Annotated in this window: 14 protein-coding genes, 1 pseudogene and 1 CRISPR repeat array; of the genes and pseudogenes, 5 read left to right on the plus strand and 10 right to left on the minus strand. The window is 28.6% G+C overall.

Annotated elements, in window-relative coordinates; translation table 11 throughout:
• Both Q0J69_RS14125 and Q0J69_RS14130 read left to right on the plus strand, forming a co-directional pair.
• Positions 1 to 798, plus strand: a pseudogene (locus Q0J69_RS14125) (hypothetical protein); the annotation flags it as partial.
• A 976-nt stretch (positions 799 to 1,774) separates the two neighbouring features.
• Positions 1,775 to 4,054 carry a heavy metal translocating P-type ATPase gene (locus Q0J69_RS14130; RefSeq protein WP_297208563.1) on the plus strand — a complete coding sequence of 760 codons (2,280 nt, stop codon included), beginning with the start codon at positions 1,775 to 1,777 and terminating at the stop codon, positions 4,052 to 4,054.
• A gap of 183 nt (positions 4,055 to 4,237) precedes the next feature.
• On the opposite strand, the gene Q0J69_RS14135 is transcribed toward Q0J69_RS14130, so the two are convergent.
• Both Q0J69_RS14135 and Q0J69_RS14140 read right to left on the minus strand, forming a co-directional pair.
• Complete coding sequence (locus Q0J69_RS14135; protein ID WP_366030665.1) at positions 4,238 to 4,702, minus strand: YbaK/EbsC family protein; 465 nt, start codon at positions 4,700 to 4,702, stop codon at positions 4,238 to 4,240.
• 19 nt (positions 4,703 to 4,721) lie between these two features.
• Positions 4,722 to 4,964 carry a (2Fe-2S)-binding protein gene (locus Q0J69_RS14140; protein ID WP_297208566.1) on the minus strand — a complete coding sequence of 81 codons (243 nt, stop codon included), beginning with the start codon at positions 4,962 to 4,964 and terminating at the stop codon, positions 4,722 to 4,724.
• Between the two features lie 203 nt (positions 4,965 to 5,167).
• Between Q0J69_RS14140 and Q0J69_RS14145 the strand changes: the two genes are divergently transcribed.
• From Q0J69_RS14145 to Q0J69_RS14155, 3 genes are read left to right on the plus strand one after another with little or no spacing between them, the layout of a single operon-like run.
• Positions 5,168 to 5,758, plus strand: a complete 591-nt coding sequence (locus tag Q0J69_RS14145) for a chromate transporter (protein ID WP_297208568.1) — start codon at positions 5,168 to 5,170, stop codon at positions 5,756 to 5,758.
• Positions 5,759 to 5,775: 17 nt separating this feature from the next.
• The gene (locus Q0J69_RS14150; protein ID WP_297208569.1) at positions 5,776 to 6,354 is read left to right on the plus strand and encodes a chromate transporter; all 579 of its coding nucleotides are present in this window, start codon (positions 5,776 to 5,778) and stop codon (positions 6,352 to 6,354) included.
• A 29-nt stretch (positions 6,355 to 6,383) separates the two neighbouring features.
• Positions 6,384 to 8,360, plus strand: coding sequence for a UvrD-helicase domain-containing protein (locus tag Q0J69_RS14155; protein WP_297208571.1), 1,977 nt, complete (start codon positions 6,384 to 6,386; stop codon positions 8,358 to 8,360).
• Here Q0J69_RS14155 and Q0J69_RS14160 read toward each other — a convergent pair.
• From Q0J69_RS14160 to Q0J69_RS14195, 8 genes are all read right to left on the minus strand, one after another.
• Positions 8,354 to 8,965, minus strand: a complete 612-nt coding sequence (locus Q0J69_RS14160; protein ID WP_297208573.1) for a hypothetical protein — start codon at positions 8,963 to 8,965, stop codon at positions 8,354 to 8,356. The two genes, Q0J69_RS14155 and Q0J69_RS14160, sit on opposite strands and share 7 nt — an antisense overlap.
• A 3-nt stretch (positions 8,966 to 8,968) precedes the next feature.
• Positions 8,969 to 9,790 carry an AAA family ATPase gene (locus Q0J69_RS14165; RefSeq protein WP_297208575.1) on the minus strand — a complete coding sequence of 274 codons (822 nt, stop codon included), beginning with the start codon at positions 9,788 to 9,790 and terminating at the stop codon, positions 8,969 to 8,971.
• On the minus strand, positions 9,787 to 10,212 hold the full coding sequence (locus Q0J69_RS14170; RefSeq protein WP_297208576.1) for an AAA family ATPase: 426 nt from the start codon (positions 10,210 to 10,212) through the stop codon (positions 9,787 to 9,789). The genes Q0J69_RS14165 and Q0J69_RS14170 overlap by 4 nt, the downstream gene beginning before the upstream one ends.
• 42 nt (positions 10,213 to 10,254) lie before the next feature.
• Positions 10,255 to 10,677: a hypothetical protein gene (locus tag Q0J69_RS14175; RefSeq protein WP_297208577.1), complete on the minus strand. Its 423-nt coding sequence runs from the start codon at positions 10,675 to 10,677 to the stop codon at positions 10,255 to 10,257.
• A gap of 4 nt (positions 10,678 to 10,681) precedes the next feature.
• Positions 10,682 to 10,882 carry a hypothetical protein gene (locus Q0J69_RS14180; protein ID WP_297208578.1) on the minus strand — a complete coding sequence of 67 codons (201 nt, stop codon included), beginning with the start codon at positions 10,880 to 10,882 and terminating at the stop codon, positions 10,682 to 10,684.
• Positions 10,883 to 11,229: 347 nt separating this feature from the next.
• Positions 11,230 to 11,730 (minus strand): hypothetical protein, encoded by a 501-nt coding sequence (locus tag Q0J69_RS14185; protein WP_297208579.1) that lies wholly within the window; start codon positions 11,728 to 11,730, stop codon positions 11,230 to 11,232.
• A 24-nt stretch (positions 11,731 to 11,754) separates the two neighbouring features.
• The gene (locus Q0J69_RS14190; protein WP_297208581.1) at positions 11,755 to 12,348 is read right to left on the minus strand and encodes a hypothetical protein; all 594 of its coding nucleotides are present in this window, start codon (positions 12,346 to 12,348) and stop codon (positions 11,755 to 11,757) included.
• A gap of 26 nt (positions 12,349 to 12,374) precedes the next feature.
• On the minus strand, positions 12,375 to 12,572 hold the full coding sequence (locus Q0J69_RS14195) for a hypothetical protein (protein ID WP_297208582.1): 198 nt from the start codon (positions 12,570 to 12,572) through the stop codon (positions 12,375 to 12,377).
• Positions 12,573 to 12,885: 313 nt separating this feature from the next.
• A CRISPR array of direct repeats spans positions 12,886 to 22,792; the repeat unit is 31 nt; unit sequence ATTTACATTCCAGTATGGTTAGATTAGAAAC.
• The last annotated feature ends 46 nt before the right edge of the window (positions 22,793 to 22,838 follow it).

Raw genomic sequence — 22,838 nt, forward strand, 5'->3', positions numbered from 1 at the left:
CGTAAGATGATAGAAGCTAATCCGCAAAACATAGAAAGCTACAAAGAAAAAATAGAGTTCTTAAATCAATTAGCTGAAGCGGCTGAAAATAGTTATAACGAAGAAAAATATTATAACTTAGCTATAGAATGCTATGATAAAATGATAGAAGCCAATCCGCAAAACATAGAAAGCTACAAAGAAAAAATAGAGTTCTTAAATCAATTAGCTGATAAATCTAATTCTAGTTCTAATAGAGAAAAATATTATAACTTAGCTATAGAATGCTGCCGTAAGATGATAGAAGCTAATCCGCAAAACATAGAAAGCTACAAAGAAAAAATAGAGTTCCTAAATCAATTAGCTGATGAATATAGTTATGACAGAAGGGAATATTATAACTTAGCTATAGAATGTTATGATAAGATAATAGAATTAAATCCTAATTATGCAGAAGCCTATAAAGGCAAAGCCAAAATATACATAACTTTAGCTGATAAAAATAGTTATGACAGAAGGGAATATTATAACTTAGCTATAGAATACTATGACAAGATGATAGAGTTAAATCCTAATGATATGGAAGCCTATAAAGGCAAAGCTGATGCTTGTTGTAAATTAGTTGATACATATAGTAGTATTTATGACATAGGAAAATATTCTAACTTAGCTATAGAATGCTATGATAAGGCCATAGAGTTAAAGCCTAGCAGTGAGCTTTATCGATGCAAGTCTGAAGTTTTATCCTCATTAAAAAGATATTCTGAAGCTGATGAGTGCAGAAGAAAAGCTAATGAGTTAAGTGAGTTAGGATTGTGATTTTTTAGGGTATATTTAATTATAGGGCTGGGTTTCTTTTTATTTATATTTGTTAGATTTCTAGTTCTAACTTTGTCTTTTAGTATTTGGTTTCTTTTCTTCTTCTTTTGCTTTTTAGTTATGGGGGTGTTTTCTAATATCAGATATTTTTTCTTCGTTCTTTTTTTGTTTGTGCAAAAAAAGAACCTTATATCCTCGATAAACTCGGATACGCTTCGCGAAAAAGCACATTTCCTTTTTTGTCAAAAAAGGAAAACAAAAAACATTTACAATCTTGAGGGTTTACTTTTATTTTTTGGGTTTGCATTTTAGGGTTTGAATGCCTTTTATTTATATTTGTTTTCGCTATGGTTCTAACTTTATCTTTTAATATTTGATTTCTTTTCTTCTCGTTCTTTTTGGTGTAATGAAATGTAAAAAACCGCACCTATAGAGGGCGTTTGATAAGGTAAGATGGTACCGTGAGGGTTGGTGGTACAGCTCGTACAAAAAGTAGGGCAAAAAACAATTTTTATTACTGTTAAGCTCGCCTACGCCTATAAACATCAAATAAATAAATTTATTTGATGGCTTCGGCTCGCTATTATTCTTGGGGGAATACTTTTTACTTTCTGGGTTTGCTTTTATTTTCTGGGGTCGCTTTTTATTATTCGTTATCTTTTTTATTGCTATTTAGTTATGGGGTTGCGTTTTAGGGTTTGAATGCCTTTTATTTATATCGTTATCCCTATGTTTATTTTTTGATTTCTTTATAGGGTTGGGAATGCATTTTAATATTTGATTGCTTATTAATTTATTCTTGATGGTGTGCAGACAATACTAAATATTAATATATACATTAATTAAATATACCCTATATACCTACTTGAAATTTATATGATGTTATGATATAATTGATATTGTTAGATTGATTTAACTTTTATGTAATATATAATAATTGCTATTATATAATTACTAATTAAAGAGGTTTCGTATTATGAAAATGACTTTAAGAATAGGCGGAATGCATTGTGCTGCTTGTTCTAGGGCAGTGGAAAGGGCATTGAAAAAAACTGAAGGCATAGAAGAAGCTAATGTTAATATAGCGACAGAAAAAGCTGTTCTTAATTTTGACGATAAAAAGTTAAAATATAATGATATAGTTAATGTAGTTGTAAAGGCTGGATATCAGGTAGTAGGCAAGGAGGAAGACCCTGCCGAGAGAAAGGCTAAAGAGATAAAAGAGCAGAAAATAAGATTAATAGTATCTGCCATATTTTCTATACCTCTTTTTTATATATCTATGGCACCGATGGTTAGCATAGTAAAGTTTCCAATACCTAGCTTTTTGGTTCATCATATTAATCCGCAGGTTTTTTCTATAGCTGCTATACTTTTATGCGTACCTGTTATGATATCAGGCTATAAGTTTTATACATTAGGATTCCCTGCACTTTTCAGAGGCTCACCTAATATGGACTCGCTTGTAGCAATAGGCACAACTGCTGCATTTACCTACAGCATTTATTCTACAGTTTTGGCATTTATGGGACTTAATCCTCATGGTGAAAATCTTTATTATGAGTCTGCTGCCGTTATAATTACTTTAGTTCAGTTCGGAAAATATTTAGAGGCTAGAAGCAAAGGAAAGACTGGAGAGGCTATTAAAAAACTTATGGGACTTCAGCCAAAAACTGCAACTATAATAAAAGACGGCGAAGAGAAAGAGATAAAAATTTCAGAAGTAAAGGTTAATGATATAGTTTTAGTACGCCCCGGTGAGAAGATACCTGTTGACGGGGAGATTATAGAAGGATACAGCAGCGTAGATGAATCAATGCTTACAGGGGAAAGCATACCAGTTGAAAAAAGTGTAGGCGATAAAGTTGTTGGTGCTTCAATTAATAAGACTGGAAGTTTTAAGTTTAAGGCTCAGAAAGTTGGTGCTGATACGGCATTAGCCCAGATTATAAAACTTGTAGAAGATGCACAAGGTTCAAAAGCTCCTATAGCACATATTGCCGATGTTGTGTCTTCATACTTTGTACCTGCTGTTATTACTATAGCCTTGATATCAGCTGTTATATGGTTTATAGCTTTGCATAATTTTGTATTTTCTTTAACTGTATTTGTGTCTGTACTTGTTATAGCTTGTCCTTGTGCTTTGGGGCTTGCTACTCCTACTGCTATAATGGTTGGTACTGGAAAAGGTGCTGAGCTTGGAATACTTTTTAAAAATGCGGAAGCCTTAGAAATATCTCAAAAAATAAATGCTGTAATGTTCGATAAAACAGGTACTCTTACAGAGGGTAAGCCTTATGTTACTGATATTATTTCTGATGATAAGGATAAACTTCTTTTAATAGCGGCAAGTGCTGAAAACGGAAGCGAACACCCATTAGGAGAGGCTATAGTAAGAGAGGCTAAAGAAAAAAATATTAAACTTCTTGATATAGAAAATTTTAAAGCCATAGCTGGTTTCGGTATAGAAGTATTTATTGATAATAAAAAAGTATTAATGGGCAATGATAAACTTATGAATAAAGAAAATATAAATACAGAAAATTATCATTCATATATGGAAAGCCTTTCAAAAGATGGTAAAACTCCAATGTATGTTGCATATAATAATAAACTTTTGGGTGTTATAGCTTGTGCTGATAAATTAAAACAAGAAAGCATTGAAGCAATAAAAAGACTTCATAAATTGGGTATAAAAACAGCTATGATAACAGGCGACAATAAAAATACCGCCAATTCAGTTGCCAAAGAAGCTGGTATTGATATAGTATTTGCAGAAGTTCTTCCAGAAGATAAATCAAAAGAGGTTAAAAAACTTCAGGACGAAGGAAACATTGTCGCTATGGTGGGAGATGGTATAAATGATGCTCCTGCTTTAACTCAGGCTAATGTTGGTATTGCAATAGGAAGCGGTACTGATGTTGCTATAGAAAGTGCTGATATAGTATTGGTAAAATCAAATACAAATGATGTAGTAACTGCAATAGAATTGAGCAAGGCCACTATGAGAGATATTAAGCAGAATCTTTTTTGGGCTTTTTGCTACAATGTTATAGGCATACCTATAGCTGCTGGAGTTTTGCATGTATTTAGAGAGCCTTTAATAGCTTCTTCTATAGGTGATTTTTTAGTTGCTATTATGGGTAAGGATTTGCTTTTAAATCCTATATTTGCAGCTCTTGCTATGAGTTTAAGTTCTGTTTCTGTAGTTACTAATGCTTTAAGACTTAACTTTTTTAAACCTAGCCATTCATAAAGTTTTTTGAATCATACTTACTCCAAAAAATGCCGTAGAAATTAGATAATAATTTCTGCGGCAATTTTTTAATTAAAAAATAAATTATTAGGAACTTTTAATGATAAAAATCGTATAATAAATAGCATACTATATTATATTTTGAAGTTCTTGTAGATAATAATCTCTGCGGCATTTTTTATATTAATATTCTGTTAAATCCACTTCTATATTAGAAATTTTTTTAAGTATTTCATCATAACTCATTTTAGCAAGAGAACTGTCGCTTCCGCATGCTATATAAAGATCATTAAAGCGGGACATACTTTTATCAACTAATATATCTATTTTATCTTTATCAATACCAAAAGGACATACCCCTCCGAATGTAAAGCCTGTCAAATTAAATGTATCTTCAGCATTTGCAAAACTTGTTTTACATCCGAAATATGTACGCATTTTTTTTGAGGATATTTTTTTATCTCCTGAAGCTATGATCATGGCAAAGTTCTTTTTAGAAGGTTTTACTAAAATTGACTTGGCAACCTGTCCTTTTTCTATATTTAATGTTTTTGCGGCGTCCTCTACAGTTTTTGTAGCTCCAGCCTCTTCAAACTCTTTATATTCTATATTAAGTTCTTTTAAAGCATTAAGCACCTTATCACTAATCATAACTTCATCCTATATATTAAAAATTTAAAGGTTCATAATTATTTGTTTTAACATACTCTATTAAACTTAAAATTCTATCTTTACATCCTCCGCATCCTGTAGAAGCCGCAGTTTTTTCAACAACTTCTTCAAGAGATGTAAGTTTATTTTCTGCTATAGCAGTATATGCAGTTCTATATGATACATTCTTACAATAACATAATGTTTTGTCATAATTTACGGATGTTTGATTTTTTAAATACTCTACATCATATTCCATACATATCTCCTATTATTCAATTTATATATATATTAATATAATAAATAAAATTAAAATAAGTAAAAAATAAAAATAACTGTATATACAAATAATATAGCTATTTTCATTAAAAATCAATTACTATTTAAATTTTATATTTTCTATTGACAATAATTTTGGTATGATATAGCTTATTACATAAAAAAAATTATTGGGAATATGGTATGGATAGTGAAAATAAGGAAAATAAAGAAAACAATAAAAAACCTTCTTGGTATACAATGTTCTTTTCTTTCTTTTATATAGGGCTTGTTACAATAGGAGGCGGACTTGCAATGCTTCCTATAATGGAAGAGGAGTTTGTAAATAAGAGAAAGTTTTTAACCAAAGATGAAATAATAGATATATTTGCCTTAGCCCAAAGCATACCTGGGGTAATAGCTGTAAACTCTTCGCTTCTTACAGGATTTAAAGTGGCTGGCATTTTCGGAGGTATAATGGCTAGTATCGGAGTTATGATGCCTTCTTTCATAATTATACTTATGATAGCTCCCATATTTGAGAGATTTCAAAATGCTGAGTATGTGCATAAGGCTTTTTTGGGTATTAGAGGTGCTATTGCGGGGCTTATACTTTTATCTGCTTTTGGTATGGGAAAACAGGTTATGAAGGATAAGTTTACTGTTTTTATATTTATATTAAGTTTTATATTAGTTGTATTTTTGAATTTCAATGTTATATATACTCTTCTTTTATCTGCATTAATAGGATGGCTGTATTTCTTATTAAATAAATATGTTTTAAATAAAAAATAATTATTGGATTTTGTATCATGATTTATGTCAGACTTTTTTATATATTTGCTAAACTCGGACTTTTTACTTACGGAGGAGGATATGCTATTATAGCATTACTTCTTGGAATATTAGAGCAGTACGGATGGATTACTTCTGCTGAGTTTTCTAATCTTGTTGCAATATCGCAGATAACTCCAGGACCTATTGCCATTAATGCTGCTACTTTTGTGGGGTATAAGGTTGCTGGTGTTTTAGGATCATCTGTTGCAACGCTTGGAATATTTTTTCCTGCTTTTTTTATTACTATGGCTGTATCTAAATTTTTCTATTCATTAAAAGATAATGAGCAGTTTAACAGTATAATGAATGCTTTGCGTGTATGTGCTGTTGCTTTGATTGGTTCTGCCGTTGTAACTTTCACTAAAGATGCATTTTTTGTTCAGCTTACAGAAACTTCTATATTAAGAAATATTGATTTTATTCAGAATATTTTTAAATACATAAGTCCTATAGGAGTATTTATATTTGTTTTATCAATATTTTTAAAAATAAAAAAAGTTCCAATACTAGCTATCATAATAATTTCTGCTATTTTGGGTATAGTTTTGTATTAGAAAAATTATTTTTAATAAAGGCATAATTTATGGATATACTTGAAAATGTCAGCGAAGTTCAAAAGGAAGGAATTTTGCATACAGGAACTCCTTTGCTTCTTTTAGCAGGGGCAGGAAGCGGAAAAACTTTGGTTATTACTAGAAAAATTGCATATCTTATTAATGAACTTGAAGTGCCTCCTGAGAATATACTTGCTGTAACTTTCACTAATAAAGCAGCTAATGAAATGAAGCATAGAGTATGCAGTCTTCTTCCAGATATTAAGCCCAGCAGATTATTTATAAGAACTTTTCACTCAGCATGTTTAAGAATATTAAAAGAGAATGCACACCGTTTGGGATATAAATCTAATTTTCTTATTTTAGATGAGGGAGATAAGTTATCCATTGTAAAAAGAATAATGAAAGAAGAGAAAGTATCAAAAAATATATCTGCTAAAATGATTATGAGATTTATTTCTGCTTTAAAAAATGAAATGGATGACGGTATTATTTATGACAGAGATATTTTTGAGAATGTTTATAAAAAATATACTGAATATGAACTTAATGAAAATGTAATGGATTTTGATGATCTTATACTAAATACAATAAAATTATTTGAACAGGAAAATACTGTTTTGAACTATTATAGAAATAGGCTTAAATATATTTTAGTTGATGAGTTTCAGGATACTAATCCTCAGCAGTATAAACTTATTAAGCTATTGACAAAAGATGCAGGAAATGATTTAACCGTTGTCGGAGATGATGATCAGAGTATATATGCTTTTAGGGGTGCTAATGTTTTGAATATACTTGACTTTGAAAAGGATTATCCTAATACAAAGATAGTGCGTCTTGAAGAAAATTACAGATGTCCTAAGGATGTAGTAGAGGCTGCATTAAGCGTCATAAAAAATAACAGCAACAGACATGAAAAGAATGTATTTTCTAATAAACCTAATGAGTTTAAAATAGAAAATTGGATTTGCTACAGCGATTTGGAAGAGGCTAGAAGCGTTGTTAATGAAATAGAATATTTATTTGATAATGGTTTTGATGCAAAGGATATTGTTATTTTATTTAGAACAAACAGTCAGTCAAGAGCCTATGAAAAGGAATTAAGGCTTCATTCTATAGATTATAAAATAGTAGGAGGAGTAGGATTTTTTGAACGTATTGAGATAAAAGATTCTATTTCTTTTTTAAGACTTATGACTGGATTTAGTGATAATTTCAGTGTAAGACGTACAATAAATACTCCTCCTAGAGCCGTAGGAGATAAAACTTTTTCCAACTTTGAAGTATTTGCAAACTCAAGAAAGATGTCTTTATTTGATGCCATTGATATATTAGAAGATTCTGATTTAAGCAAAAAAGCTGTTAATAACATAAAAGCGTATAAATATATAATAAATGAATATGCTTTAAAAATAAAAAATGATATTGTAAATGAAGAAGGTATAAATATAGAAAGTATGTTTTTTGACTTTTTAAAAGAAATAGATTATTTTTCAATATTTAAAAGCGATGGAAACGATAGAATAATTACAGCAGAAGAGAATATAAAAGAGCTTTTCAGAGGTTTTTATGATTATAAAGAAACAGAACCTAATGCAACGCTTATAACATTTTTGGAAGAGAACGCTTTATACAGAGATTTAAATACAAATGATGAAAAAGAAGATTTTATTACATTAATGACAGTTCATAATGCTAAGGGATTAGAGTTCGATGCTGTATTCATTACAGGGTTAGAGCATCAGGTGTTTCCTCATTATTTCTCGCTTGAAGAGGAAGGCGGCATTGATGAGGAGAGAAGACTTTTTTATGTGGCAATAACTAGGGCTAAGAGAAAACTTTATTTAACTTATTCAAAGAGGAGAAGAGTTAATACTGGAATAATGGAGCAGATGCCTTCATCTTTTTTAATGGAGATACCTAAACGTTTAATGCTTATTAAAGAAAAAGCTAATTATACTGGAAATTATATTGATATAGATGAGGATGCTTTTGATTATTGATTTTTTAATTCTTCTAAATATTGAAAAGCATAAGGGAAATCTGAATAGCTTTTAGTATTTATATTTGAATAATTATCTATTGACGTAGGAATTTTTTGATTATGTTCTTTTAAATATTTATTTACAGCATTATTATGATCGTTTTGAAATATTTTATTCCAATGTTCTATAACATCTCTTTTCATTTGTTCTTTACTAGTTTTTTTATTGTAATAATATTCAAGCCAGCTTTCCAATGCCTGATAATTAAGTATAAATAAAGTTTTATCTTTAAATTTGTTTTGAAATCTCAATCTTAAATCATTAATATTTTTTGGATCAGTTTTATCGCAGTCTGTTATAATAGCGATAATTTTTCCTAAACCATATTCATTGCTAGGTATTCTTTTATCAATATAATCTATTATATCCTTGATTAAATAATCTTTATTTTGATTTCTTATATTAGGATTTATTTGTGTTATCAACTCTTTTTTGGGAGAGAAATCTATTTTGTCTTTTAGAATTTCGTTAACATATTTATTAAAATAAACTAATTCAGTAGCCCCTGTAGAAAAACAGTATAAATAATATTTTTTATTATTTAACAATTTTATTTTTCTCATTTATTATTCCTCATCATTAATAAAAAATTTTGAAGGAACTTCAAATAATCTGGAATTATATTTTGCTTTCAGGTTATTTTTTTTATACTCTTTTTCTAAATCTTCTCTTTTTAAATCTTCAAAGTCAGAAGCACAATATAATTCGCTTTTATTATCTTCTTTGTTTAAAAACCAATAATTATTTAACAATGTATTTTTTAAACACATTAAATTTGTATCATGTGTTGATAATATTAATTGAGATTCAGGATTATCTAAATCTTCAAACATATTTTTTTGAAATAAACTTATAACAAGCTCTAAAAGTTCAGACTGCACACCTTGAAATTCATCTAATATACATAAACTTTCTCGTTTTAAAGATGATAATATATCAAATAGATTATTAGCATATATTTTAGTGCCATCAGATTCCACTTTACTAAAATCATCTTCATAATCTTTATGGAAAGATATAAATTTATATTCATTGAGTTCATTTAAAAATTGTTCTAGTTGATTATTGTACTTATTATGACTATTATTTTTTACTGCTTTTATGTCATCTATTCCTACATCAGCAAGAGAAATAAGTTTTTTATATAATCCCCAAATTTTGTATTCAGTAAAATTAGAATATATATTGCCCATAGGTAAAAAAGAATATCTATCGGTGTATTCTTTTTTAATTAAATTAAATAAAAAATTATAGGCAAAATCTAATATGTAATTTTTTACATATTCTTTGTAACTGTCGACACTATTAAAATAAGATATTACTGATTTATTATTAGGTATTCCATCTTTATTTTTAAATATATCTATTCCGTCAATAATTAAATTCAATTCTCTTTTAAAAACTGTATTTTCATTTTTTTTAATAATTCATATTTTATTTTTTTATTATCAAGTATTATAATATATTGATATAGTTCATTTTTATAATTATAAAATTCTAAAGTAAATTTAGTATCTTCATATTTACCATAAATCATATTTGGTATAAATAATTCTTTATAATAATCTTCAATATCCTCATAAATATTTATAGCAAATAAATACATTATAGCATTTAATAGATTAGATTTTCCGCTTCCGTTATGTCCGTATAGTATGCATAATTTGGATATATAATCATCATTTATTTTGTATACAAACGGATTATTTTCAACTTCCTCTCTGTTGCTGTCATTAACTTCTATACGCATATCAAGAGTAACTTCATCATAAAATGATTTATAGTTCTTAGCACTAAAACTTACAAGCATTTATTTTCCTAATTGAAAAAAATAATACAAATTCAAAAAATATTATTCATCAGAATTTTTACCCTTTCTATAACCTACACCATATCCGCCAAATCCTCCGCCTATAGTACCTACAGCAAAACTTATAATTGGAGGAATAACTATTTTTAAAAATTCAATATTATCTTTAAAAATAATGAGTATTGATAATATTAATAATGCAAAAAGTACAGTTAAAGTTATTACTAATATTAAAATAAATTTCCTTTCATCTTTTTTATCTTCATGTTTTATTTTGATACTTTCTTTTTCAGCTTCTATCATATTATCTATATTTTTTTCAGATAATTTAGATATAGGATTTGAAGATGATATCATCATAGACAAAGATCTCTCTATCTGACTATGTATAGATGAGGTTTTATCATTTTTATTAATAATGTTTTGGTTTTGTTCTTTACTAGAATTATCTTTATTATTAGACATATTACTACTTTTCTATTGCTCTTTTGATTATTTTGTTATATGTAGGAGTTATATATTTTTCTATAGAATTATTAATTTCTTTTTGAGCTATTCTGCTATAGCAAAAACTTACGATAGTATTAAAATCATTTTGAGTTAATTCTTCTCTATGTTTCAAAGCGAGATTAAGTAATTTTTTTTCTTCTTTTGTGTTATTAGAATACATAATCCCTCCTTTTTTAATTAGAATTTTCGGAAATTATATAAATTCCCTCTACATAAATTTTAGCATAAAAATAATATTTGTCAAGTGAATCAAATCGAATATAGTATTTTTATTTACTATTAAATTATACATTCTTTGTTTATCTATTTTATTTAAGTATAAATACTATTTTGCATCTTAATATTTTTTTATATCATTGAAATAACTTTTAATTTTTATTATTCTTTATCTATCAGTATGTAAATATTGTACATAAATTTTGTATGGTAAGGATAATTATAATTAAAAAATAAAAAAGGATAGAGATAAAAAAACTCTACCCTTATTTTATACTTAGAATAAATATTTTAAAGCTTATTCCATATTTTCTTGAAAAATACAGCCAAAAATACTATAACAGCAATGCTAATAGCTAATTGAAAAAATCCTTCAACTATGTCATCCAAGCCATGGAACATATACATTCCATAATATCCCATGCCTAGAAATCTTGGAGCAAGAAATAATAATAATATTACAGCTGCTGTAACTATTACTGGTATAAGCCATAATTTTCCTGATTTAATGCTGTTTTTTTCTTCAGCATTATCTTCTCTGTTTATTACAGAATTATCATTATTATTTTTTTTATCTGATGACTTAATTAAAAATGCTATTAATACTGATATTAAAGCAACAAAAATACCTAATTTTAATATTATCTCTGCTGCATCATCTAAGTTATACAGTAGGTAAAACATATAGGAATTCATGCCGAAAAATCTGCCTGCTATTATTAATAGTAAAACAATTAAAGCAGCCGCTGCAGAAATGACTATAATTTTTTTTGACATTATATTATTTTTCATATAACCTCCTTATCTTAAAAATAATTATCTTATCCTCTTATTATTATCAGACTTTAATTTATATTCAGGTTTTAATTCATAAACTTTTTCGTATCTAGAATCATTTTCTCTTTCATCTATTCTATTATTATCTTTTATATTATTAGGAAGCCTTTTCTCTCTTCTCTCATAATCCCTCATATCATATTCATATTGTCTGTCATCCATTATTTTATCTCTTCTTGAATTATTATTTTTTCTGTCATCATAATCTCTATCATCATAATCTCTTCTTCTGTCATCATAATCGTCATAATCATCATCTCTTCTTCTGTAGTTTCTATTATCTCTTAAATCTCTGTCATCTCTTACTCTGTTTTTTCTGTAATCTCTGTCATCATAATCATCATAATCTTTATCTCTATATTTTTTTATTCTTCCTGATGTTCTGTCATCATTTAATACATCTTTTAATCCCTTTTTTATAAAGTACATTACAAGAAGTATCATTAAAAGTATTATAACTAACTTTCCTATATCCTCAATAAAATCAAAAGCATCATCCATTAAATCAAAACAATAAAGATTGGCTGATATAATAAAAGAAGATATCAAAGTTATAAGCCCTAATTTTCTCATTTTTACTTTCCCCCTACATATAAATATTAATTATCAGAGCTATTATTTTTTTTTATATACTTTTTTAAGAAGTATACTGCAGCTGCTAATATAATAACGACACCTATTAATTTAGCTAAATCATCAAAGATAAAATCAAATGTATCTTCAATTAAATCAAAGCAGTAAAGATTAACACTCATAATAAAACTAAATATTAAAGTTATAATTCCTAGTTTTTTCATATAGTTTCCTCCTTTTTTATTTTCTTTAAGAGGTATGTATCATATCCTTATATTTAAAGTATAACATATTATCGTACTTTTGTAAAGTTTGTTTAAACAAATTTTACAATAAATACTATATTGTAAATTAAATGTAAATTAATATATAATACATATAATACATTTTTTATACTTTTTAAAATGAATTATTAAATTTTTATTTGTTTATATTAATTATAAGTAATTTCTAATATAGATTTGAAAGTTGTAAATATTAGATATTGTTCAATTTAGGAAGCTATAAAAAGAATGGGATTTTAATATGATAAAATAAATTTAAATTCCAGTATGGTTAGATTAGAAACCAAGAAAGACTAGAGAAAGGAGCTACAGCATCGAAATTTACATTCAAGTATGGTTAGATTAGAAACCTATAGCTTTGCTTTTTTGAAGTTCCGCTAATTTTACTATTTACATTCCAGTATGGTTAGATTAGAAACAGCATTGGTACGAAGTAAAAGATGAAGAAGAAATAAATTTACATTCCAGTATGGTTAGATTAGAAACAACATATCGCATTGACAGCCTATTTTCTTAAAAAATATTTACATTCCAGTATGGTTAGATTAGAAACTAAAGCGTTTCAGACGCAGAGAAATAAAGCACGTTCATTTACATTCCAGTATGGTTAGATTAGAAACCTTTTGAAAATCAGAAAGAACAAGGCTATTATTTTTATTTACATTCCAGTATGGTTAGATTAGAAACCCTTTTGGGTTTTCAAAAAAGATTGATGAGAATGTATTTACATTCCAGTATGGTTAGATTAGAAACTAAAACTTTGCTATAAAATTATACACTATAAATATATGTTTACATTCCAGTATGGTTAGATTAGAAACTTGACTTGTTTGCCTGATATTATTATCTTGTAAATAATTTACATTCCAGTATGGTTAGATTAGAAACTGTTTTTCCTTTTAAAAAATCTATACATTCATTTATATTTACATTCCAGTATGGTTAGATTAGAAACAAATAGACAGCTTTATAATATAGATACTTATTTTTTATTTACATTCCAGTATGGTTAGATTAGAAACGTAGACGAAACACTACAAAGACCGAAGTATCTGGGATTTACATTCCAGTATGGTTAGATTAGAAACTATTTATATCTAAATGATTTAGCAACTGCGAGAGAGATTTACATTCCAGTATGGTTAGATTAGAAACGATATGTTCAAAAGGGCAGGAATGACAACAAAGGAGATTTACATTCCAGTATGGTTAGATTAGAAACCTAGCAGTACAGTTGATAGTCCTCAGGGCAACCAAGTATTTACATTCCAGTATGGTTAGATTAGAAACGGTTACGTTCTCTATACTTATTTTTATAGTATCACCATTTACATTCCAGTATGGTTAGATTAGAAACGAGCAAGACGTACCAAGATGGACACCTAGCAATGCAGATTTACATTCCAGTATGGTTAGATTAGAAACTTAATGGTGATCTATAAGTCCTGGTTCGGAAATAAAATTTACATTCCAGTATGGTTAGATTAGAAACCCGTTTTTAATCTGTTCAAAAGGTCTAGGAAAAGAGATTTACATTCCAGTATGGTTAGATTAGAAACTAAAATCGGCTGGTTTTGTCGTTGGCAGACAGTTTACATTTACATTCCAGTATGGTTAGATTAGAAACACGGTGAGATATTTGGACAACTTAAAGAAGCAGATAAATTTACATTCCAGTATGGTTAGATTAGAAACTATAAAACAAGATACTGTACCACCTGAAACTTATGAATTTACATTCCAGTATGGTTAGATTAGAAACAAACAGAGTACTACACGGAGACTTTAAGAAAAAGTTATTTACATTCCAGTATGGTTAGATTAGAAACTATTTGTGTTTGCTGTAGTTTCTCTTAATTTTAAGTTATTTACATTCCAGTATGGTTAGATTAGAAACTTGTTTGAAATCTGATTTTTGCTATCTCGTCATTTAATTTACATTCCAGTATGGTTAGATTAGAAACTTGAATGGTTAATCGCTCGTTTTGATACCTCTCCACATTTACATTCCAGTATGGTTAGATTAGAAACGACATAGCGTTGCTACAAGTAAGTTTAGAGGAGACTTATTTACATTCCAGTATGGTTAGATTAGAAACTAGCCTGTTTTCTTTTTAATTTATCAAGCATATCTAATTTACATTCCAGTATGGTTAGATTAGAAACCAGACGTCTACCATTCCCCCGAAAGCATCCGCCTGTAATTTACATTCCAGTATGGTTAGATTAGAAACATGCGTATTTCTATGATAGTTTTATGAGATATAAACATTTACATTCCAGTATGGTTAGATTAGAAACCAGACGTCTACCATTCCCCCGAAAGCATCCGCCTGTAATTTACATTCCAGTATGGTTAGATTAGAAACATGCGTATTTCTATGATAGTTTTATGAGATATAAACATTTACATTCCAGTATGGTTAGATTAGAAACACAAGACGTACAAAAAAGTATGGAAAGAAATCAAAATTTACATTCCAGTATGGTTAGATTAGAAACCTATATTTTATACCTCTGGATATACAGCAAAAAAAATATTTACATTCCAGTATGGTTAGATTAGAAACTCACCGTCGTTCTCGGAAGAAAGAATTGTTTTCAGAATTTACATTCCAGTATGGTTAGATTAGAAACGAGATGGAGAAACACAGTCTGGGAGCAATACAAAAAATTTACATTCCAGTATGGTTAGATTAGAAACGAAATAGCGAAAGACTTAAATGATGAAATGAAAAAAATTTACATTCCAGTATGGTTAGATTAGAAACTTTTTTATCTCCTTATATAATAATAGTACTTCTGACATTTACATTCCAGTATGGTTAGATTAGAAACCTACTATATCGTTAGCATTAACATTTTGTAAAAAGCAATTTACATTCCAGTATGGTTAGATTAGAAACCATCTGGTGATGGTTTTCGCTATAGAGCTGAAGAGCCATTTACATTCCAGTATGGTTAGATTAGAAACTGACATGGACACTAGACGACGAATATGTAAAAGAATCATTTACATTCCAGTATGGTTAGATTAGAAACTCTTCCAGCATAGTGTCCTAGTTCAAACGCGTTCCCATTTACATTCCAGTATGGTTAGATTAGAAACCTTTAGTACTTTTACAGTATAGTTCTGATTTTTTAACATTTACATTCCAGTATGGTTAGATTAGAAACACAGTCCTGCTTTTAATATCCAGTCTGTATATATCTTATTTACATTCCAGTATGGTTAGATTAGAAACATTAAAATAGTGTATACTATGTATATAAACAAAACAATTTACATTCCAGTATGGTTAGATTAGAAACTTAAATTAGAAACAAAATAAGCACCACTAGAAGAAGATTTACATTCCAGTATGGTTAGATTAGAAACTTAATTTATTAAAACATTATTCTAATAGAATAACTCATTTACATTCCAGTATGGTTAGATTAGAAACTTTTCTTGATGATTGGTTTTACGAAACCCGTTATCAATTTACATTCCAGTATGGTTAGATTAGAAACATGTAGGAGATGTTGAAGAGGATTTTTTAGTTATAGATTTACATTCCAGTATGGTTAGATTAGAAACCTTGTTTTTTTAAAGACATACTAATTTTTTTAAAAATATTTACATTCCAGTATGGTTAGATTAGAAACGTTCAAACACTTTGTAGTATAAACGCCCGCTTTTTGATTTACATTCCAGTATGGTTAGATTAGAAACTTTTTATCGAAAAAGTCTTGACTTTTTCACGTTATATTTACATTCCAGTATGGTTAGATTAGAAACGATACTTGCAGATACTGAATTAACTAAGGCTCAAAAATTTACATTCCAGTATGGTTAGATTAGAAACGCAATACGTCTGGGATAATAACGGAGTAAGAGAGTTATTTACATTCCAGTATGGTTAGATTAGAAACTTTTCTTTACGAAAATTATTTATCCTTCTTGGGTATATTTACATTCCAGTATGGTTAGATTAGAAACCTGTTGGAGATTTTACTGGTAGTACTGGTACTACTTTATTTACATTCCAGTATGGTTAGATTAGAAACTTGTGGCATATGTTGTTAGAGCATACTAATTATGATATTTACATTCCAGTATGGTTAGATTAGAAACATATATATAAACAATGAGTGAGAGACACTCAAAAAAATTTACATTCCAGTATGGTTAGATTAGAAACCGTGATAAAAGATTTTGAAACTCAATATTGGTCGTAATTTACATTCCAGTATGGTTAGATTAGAAACTATTATTTTCTATAACATAATTAAATATTTTGTTACATTTACATTCCAGTATGGTTAGATTAGAAACGTTCATAACTGTGCCTCTGTATAGTACTATGTAAAGTATTTACATTCCAGTATGGTTAGATTAGAAACCTATCAAAATACAGATTGATGACACTTTTGTAAGAAAATTTACATTCCAGTATGGTTAGATTAGAAACACTGATGCACGTCTTCAAATTCCTGAGCGTCTTGGATTTACATTCCAGTATGGTTAGATTAGAAACTTATAATCTGGTTAAATATAAAACAAGATTGGTATTATTTACATTCCAGTATGGTTAGATTAGAAACAACGCATAAAAAACTCCTATCCTAACAGTTTAGGAAATTTACATTCCAGTATGGTTAGATTAGAAACAGGGTTCCAAACAGGAAGATTGTCTGTGAACGCTTCATTTACATTCCAGTATGGTTAGATTAGAAACTTTTAACGGCTTCTTTTACACCTGCTAATATTTTTAATTTACATTCCAGTATGGTTAGATTAGAAACTTCACCCCCAGTATTATTTACATTAACTGGAACTAAATTTACATTCCAGTATGGTTAGATTAGAAACATTTTTATATCCTATTATGTATCAAGAGTGTATCGCATTTACATTCCAGTATGGTTAGATTAGAAACTGGTTTTCAGATTTCTAACCAACCTTTACATTCTTCATTTACATTCCAGTATGGTTAGATTAGAAACTCTTTTTTTTAGGCATTATACACCACCTTCCTCTTCATTTACATTCCAGTATGGTTAGATTAGAAACGATAAAAAAAGAAGCCTTGATCAAAATAATTGGTATATTTACATTCCAGTATGGTTAGATTAGAAACTTTTCCACCGTTCTTTTTAATTTCATCCGCTAAAGTATTTACATTCCAGTATGGTTAGATTAGAAACAAACAATATCGTTAGGATAATGAACAGCAGTAAAAACATTTACATTCCAGTATGGTTAGATTAGAAACTTGGGTACGATATTAAATCGTGTTCAATTCTCAAATTATTTACATTCCAGTATGGTTAGATTAGAAACATTATTCAAATAATTTGCTATTATAGTTCTGTGGCAATTTACATTCCAGTATGGTTAGATTAGAAACTTAAATATGCCGTGTCATTCATTGAATTTAAATAAATATTTACATTCCAGTATGGTTAGATTAGAAACTATACTACTAAAAAAATGTACAGTGATAAAGTATATATTTACATTCCAGTATGGTTAGATTAGAAACGAAACAAGAAAAGATAGTAAATTACTATTTTTGACAATTTACATTCCAGTATGGTTAGATTAGAAACTTTGATTACGATAAAAATTTATTTTAATTTAATTAAATTTACATTCCAGTATGGTTAGATTAGAAACCTGGTTTTGTCGATTGGCTTAATGCAAATAATGCTAATTTACATTCCAGTATGGTTAGATTAGAAACTCAAAACCTAATTTACAAGATTTTAAAATAAACATATTTACATTCCAGTATGGTTAGATTAGAAACTCCTCAAGATTTAACATTAAAACGTCCTGAATATTTATTTACATTCCAGTATGGTTAGATTAGAAACATGATGCATCTGCACTTCATCAAGCACATGACTTTTATTTACATTCCAGTATGGTTAGATTAGAAACTTACTCCTAAATTAGAAATTAGAAACGGCAGTAAATAATTTACATTCCAGTATGGTTAGATTAGAAACTTGGATTTTAGTATTGTAGATGGTTTTTATAACGCATTTACATTCCAGTATGGTTAGATTAGAAACAAAATGGAGAGAGACCAGCGTTTAATGCAGATTTTTATTTACATTCCAGTATGGTTAGATTAGAAACGCATTTCAGGAGGATTGCTTTTAACATTGTCTAAAGATTTACATTCCAGTATGGTTAGATTAGAAACGTCTAATTTTTCTTTAAAATTAATAGTATGTCCTGTATTTACATTCCAGTATGGTTAGATTAGAAACGATATTAACGATTTTAGACAGATGAACGCTATACAGATTTACATTCCAGTATGGTTAGATTAGAAACAAAGACTAAAAGACCGCATTATCATGCTATTCTTTTATTTACATTCCAGTATGGTTAGATTAGAAACTGATAAATACATGAAGTCTTCTCGTAAAGCGACCTTAATTTACATTCCAGTATGGTTAGATTAGAAACATCTCCTTTACACCATCCCTTATTGTCTATTAGTATATTTACATTCCAGTATGGTTAGATTAGAAACAAAAAAAATCAAAGTGTAAGATGGAGGAACACGGTTATTTACATTCCAGTATGGTTAGATTAGAAACATATAGGGTAGTACCTGTTAGACAGAGACTACCCGCATTTACATTCCAGTATGGTTAGATTAGAAACTACTGTATGTATTAAAAGATAGAGACTATTTTACGACATTTACATTCCAGTATGGTTAGATTAGAAACCGGTTCTCGTTATATAGAGTTTTTAGAATATCAATTATTTACATTCCAGTATGGTTAGATTAGAAACACTAGCACGAGCAAAAAGTTTGCCTGAAGTAATGCCATTTACATTCCAGTATGGTTAGATTAGAAACGATGAAATTAAAAAGAAAAAAGAAGAAACTTCTATAATTTACATTCCAGTATGGTTAGATTAGAAACCTGTTCAAACTACAGCCCCCCAGATAGATTTATCATTTACATTCCAGTATGGTTAGATTAGAAACACTAGCAAGTATTTCTAATTCAGTACCTTTACTAATGATTTACATTCCAGTATGGTTAGATTAGAAACCCTTATAAAAAATATTCGTCATACCCAGACAAAAATCATTTACATTCCAGTATGGTTAGATTAGAAACTAAATTGTCTTTGTGCGGCTTGCACTTGTTGCAAATATTTACATTCCAGTATGGTTAGATTAGAAACAAGAAAATCAAAAGAGGCATTAATCAAATTATTTGAATTTACATTCCAGTATGGTTAGATTAGAAACAGAGCGGAACAGAAACTTATTTAATAAGCAAGATGAATTTACATTCCAGTATGGTTAGATTAGAAACAAATATACAAAAAGTAATAAGCTTAAATAAAAAACAATTTACATTCCAGTATGGTTAGATTAGAAACGATATTAACGATTTTAGACAGATGAACGCTATACAGATTTACATTCCAGTATGGTTAGATTAGAAACAAAGACTAAAAGACCGCATTATCATGCTATTCTTTTATTTACATTCCAGTATGGTTAGATTAGAAACTGATAAATACATGAAGTCTTCTCGTAAAGCGACCTTAATTTACATTCCAGTATGGTTAGATTAGAAACAACTTTATTGTATTCATAATCGTAATAAATAGTGATATTTACATTCCAGTATGGTTAGATTAGAAACGTATACGTCTTTAATTTTTTAATTTAATTTAATTTAATTTACATTCCAGTATGGTTAGATTAGAAACTTTGAAAATATAATGACAGAAGGTACTTTATATTATATTTACATTCCAGTATGGTTAGATTAGAAACTCTAATAATTATAGTTTCTTACTAAAGTTTAACGATATTTACATTCCAGTATGGTTAGATTAGAAACTATCAGAAAAAACAACTATTCTCGGTTTGTTTCCTTATTTACATTCCAGTATGGTTAGATTAGAAACCTGATTTGCTTTTACTACCAACTGTTCTTTTATTATATTTACATTCCAGTATGGTTAGATTAGAAACGAGATTGACGCTTTTTTTGTTCCTTATAGAATTTTAATTTACATTCCAGTATGGTTAGATTAGAAACAGCAGTACAGCGTAGAGCAAAAGACTTGCAAAATGCATTTACATTCCAGTATGGTTAGATTAGAAACAATGAAAATTGATTATAACTCTTGTACAAACATTAAATTTACATTCCAGTATGGTTAGATTAGAAACTTATAACGCATAAAAACACTCCTATCCTAGTAATTTATTTACATTCCAGTATGGTTAGATTAGAAACCCGAATTTTTATTATTTCTATCCATTAAATAATTTTATTTACATTCCAGTATGGTTAGATTAGAAACCTGGAACAAGGTACATTGAGTTCCTTAAATCACACTAATTTACATTCCAGTATGGTTAGATTAGAAACCTGGAACAAGGTACATTGAGTTCCTTAAATCACACTAATTTACATTCCAGTATGGTTAGATTAGAAACGAAACTGAATTAATTGATTTTTCTAAATAAAAAAAAGATTTACATTCCAGTATGGTTAGATTAGAAACTGGCGTAAATCGTTCAAATGGCGTAAATCGTTCAGAATTTACATTCCAGTATGGTTAGATTAGAAACTAATTCTATATTTTCTTTTGGATAATATTCATCTATATTTACATTCCAGTATGGTTAGATTAGAAACCTTAATACAGACAATGTTCAAGTAAAAGTTTTCTCATTTACATTCCAGTATGGTTAGATTAGAAACGTTGAGGGCAAAAGCAAGCAGGATTTAGCAACGCGTATTTACATTCCAGTATGGTTAGATTAGAAACAATGAATATTATCTCAAAAAGAAAAATAAAAAAGTATATTTACATTCCAGTATGGTTAGATTAGAAACCTTACCATATATTATGCTCCTATCATTTTTCCAAAAATTTACATTCCAGTATGGTTAGATTAGAAACAAAATCAATTCTAACAGAAGGTGAGCCAGGTACTTGGATTTACATTCCAGTATGGTTAGATTAGAAACTTGAAAGAGAAGACAACGCAGTTCAAAGAAGAGTAAATTTACATTCCAGTATGGTTAGATTAGAAACAACATATCGCATTGACAGCCTATTTTTTTCAAAAATATTTACATTCCAGTATGGTTAGATTAGAAACTTTCCAAAACTTATTGCTCCATAATCCCATTTTTGCATTTACATTCCAGTATGGTTAGATTAGAAACTGTTTAGTATATTCATAGTCATACCGCCTAAATATTTATTTACATTCCAGTATGGTTAGATTAGAAACTTTCAACAATTAGGCGATCCTGTGGGTATTCCTATTGATTTACATTCCAGTATGGTTAGATTAGAAACTTCATGTTTTTACTCCTTTTTAGCTGGGGGGTCAAGATTTACATTCCAGTATGGTTAGATTAGAAACAAAGACTAAAAGACCGCATTATCATGTTATTCTCTTATTTACATTCCAGTATGGTTAGATTAGAAACCTATGGCATATGTTGTTAGAACATACTAATTATGATATTTACATTCCAGTATGGTTAGATTAGAAACTTAGATAAATCTATCCTACCGTTTTCAGTAAGCCAATATTTACATTCCAGTATGGTTAGATTAGAAACGTTTAACAGAACTTCATAAGAAATATCTTGACGAAAATTTACATTCCAGTATGGTTAGATTAGAAACAGGAAGGTCAAAAGTAACATTGCCAAGACCTGTGATATTTACATTCCAGTATGGTTAGATTAGAAACTTATCATTCCTAAAGTCTTCAATATAAGTTTTAGGAATTTACATTCCAGTATGGTTAGATTAGAAACAAATTAGTACCAACTACAGCACCAGCACCAGCCTGTATTTACATTCCAGTATGGTTAGATTAGAAACTTATAAGTTATCCCAAGTGCTAAAAAATGATAATGATTTACATTCCAGTATGGTTAGATTAGAAACAAGTCCTTTAATTGATTGATACCAAAAACAATTATAATTTACATTCCAGTATGGTTAGATTAGAAACCTATTTTTAATGGTACTCTTCCGTCTTTAGAAATAACATTTACATTCCAGTATGGTTAGATTAGAAACTACTAAGCCCCCGCGTGCCGAAACCCTAACACATTGATTTACATTCCAGTATGGTTAGATTAGAAACCACGATTTCCAAGCTCAGATGTCGCAGTAGTTTCAGATTTACATTC

It is taken from the genome of uncultured Brachyspira sp. (assembly GCF_944388875.1).
Taxonomy (GTDB): domain Bacteria; phylum Spirochaetota; class Brachyspiria; order Brachyspirales; family Brachyspiraceae; genus Brachyspira.

What these genes read in the sequence shown, in the direction of transcription:
- Q0J69_RS14155 (WP_297208571.1), top strand. Translation starts at nt 6,384, where the DNA reads ATGGATATACTTGAAAATGTCAGCGAAGTTCAAAAGGAAGGAATTTTG.
- Q0J69_RS14195 (WP_297208582.1), bottom strand. Translation starts at nt 12,572, where the DNA reads ATGAAAAAACTAGGAATTATAACTTTAATATTTAGTTTTATTATGAGT.
- Q0J69_RS14170 (WP_297208576.1), bottom strand. Translation starts at nt 10,212, where the DNA reads ATGCTTGTAAGTTTTAGTGCTAAGAACTATAAATCATTTTATGATGAA.
- Q0J69_RS14145 (WP_297208568.1), top strand. Translation starts at nt 5,168, where the DNA reads ATGGATAGTGAAAATAAGGAAAATAAAGAAAACAATAAAAAACCTTCT.
- Q0J69_RS14190 (WP_297208581.1), bottom strand. Translation starts at nt 12,348, where the DNA reads ATGAGAAAATTAGGGCTTATAACTTTGATATCTTCTTTTATTATATCA.
- Q0J69_RS14140 (WP_297208566.1), bottom strand. Translation starts at nt 4,964, where the DNA reads ATGGAATATGATGTAGAGTATTTAAAAAATCAAACATCCGTAAATTAT.
- Q0J69_RS14160 (WP_297208573.1), bottom strand. Translation starts at nt 8,965, where the DNA reads ATGAGAAAAATAAAATTGTTAAATAATAAAAAATATTATTTATACTGT.
- Q0J69_RS14150 (WP_297208569.1), top strand. Translation starts at nt 5,776, where the DNA reads ATGATTTATGTCAGACTTTTTTATATATTTGCTAAACTCGGACTTTTT.
- Q0J69_RS14180 (WP_297208578.1), bottom strand. Translation starts at nt 10,882, where the DNA reads ATGTATTCTAATAACACAAAAGAAGAAAAAAAATTACTTAATCTCGCT.
- Q0J69_RS14185 (WP_297208579.1), bottom strand. Translation starts at nt 11,730, where the DNA reads ATGAAAAATAATATAATGTCAAAAAAAATTATAGTCATTTCTGCAGCG.
- Q0J69_RS14130 (WP_297208563.1), top strand. Translation starts at nt 1,775, where the DNA reads ATGAAAATGACTTTAAGAATAGGCGGAATGCATTGTGCTGCTTGTTCT.
- Q0J69_RS14175 (WP_297208577.1), bottom strand. Translation starts at nt 10,677, where the DNA reads ATGTCTAATAATAAAGATAATTCTAGTAAAGAACAAAACCAAAACATT.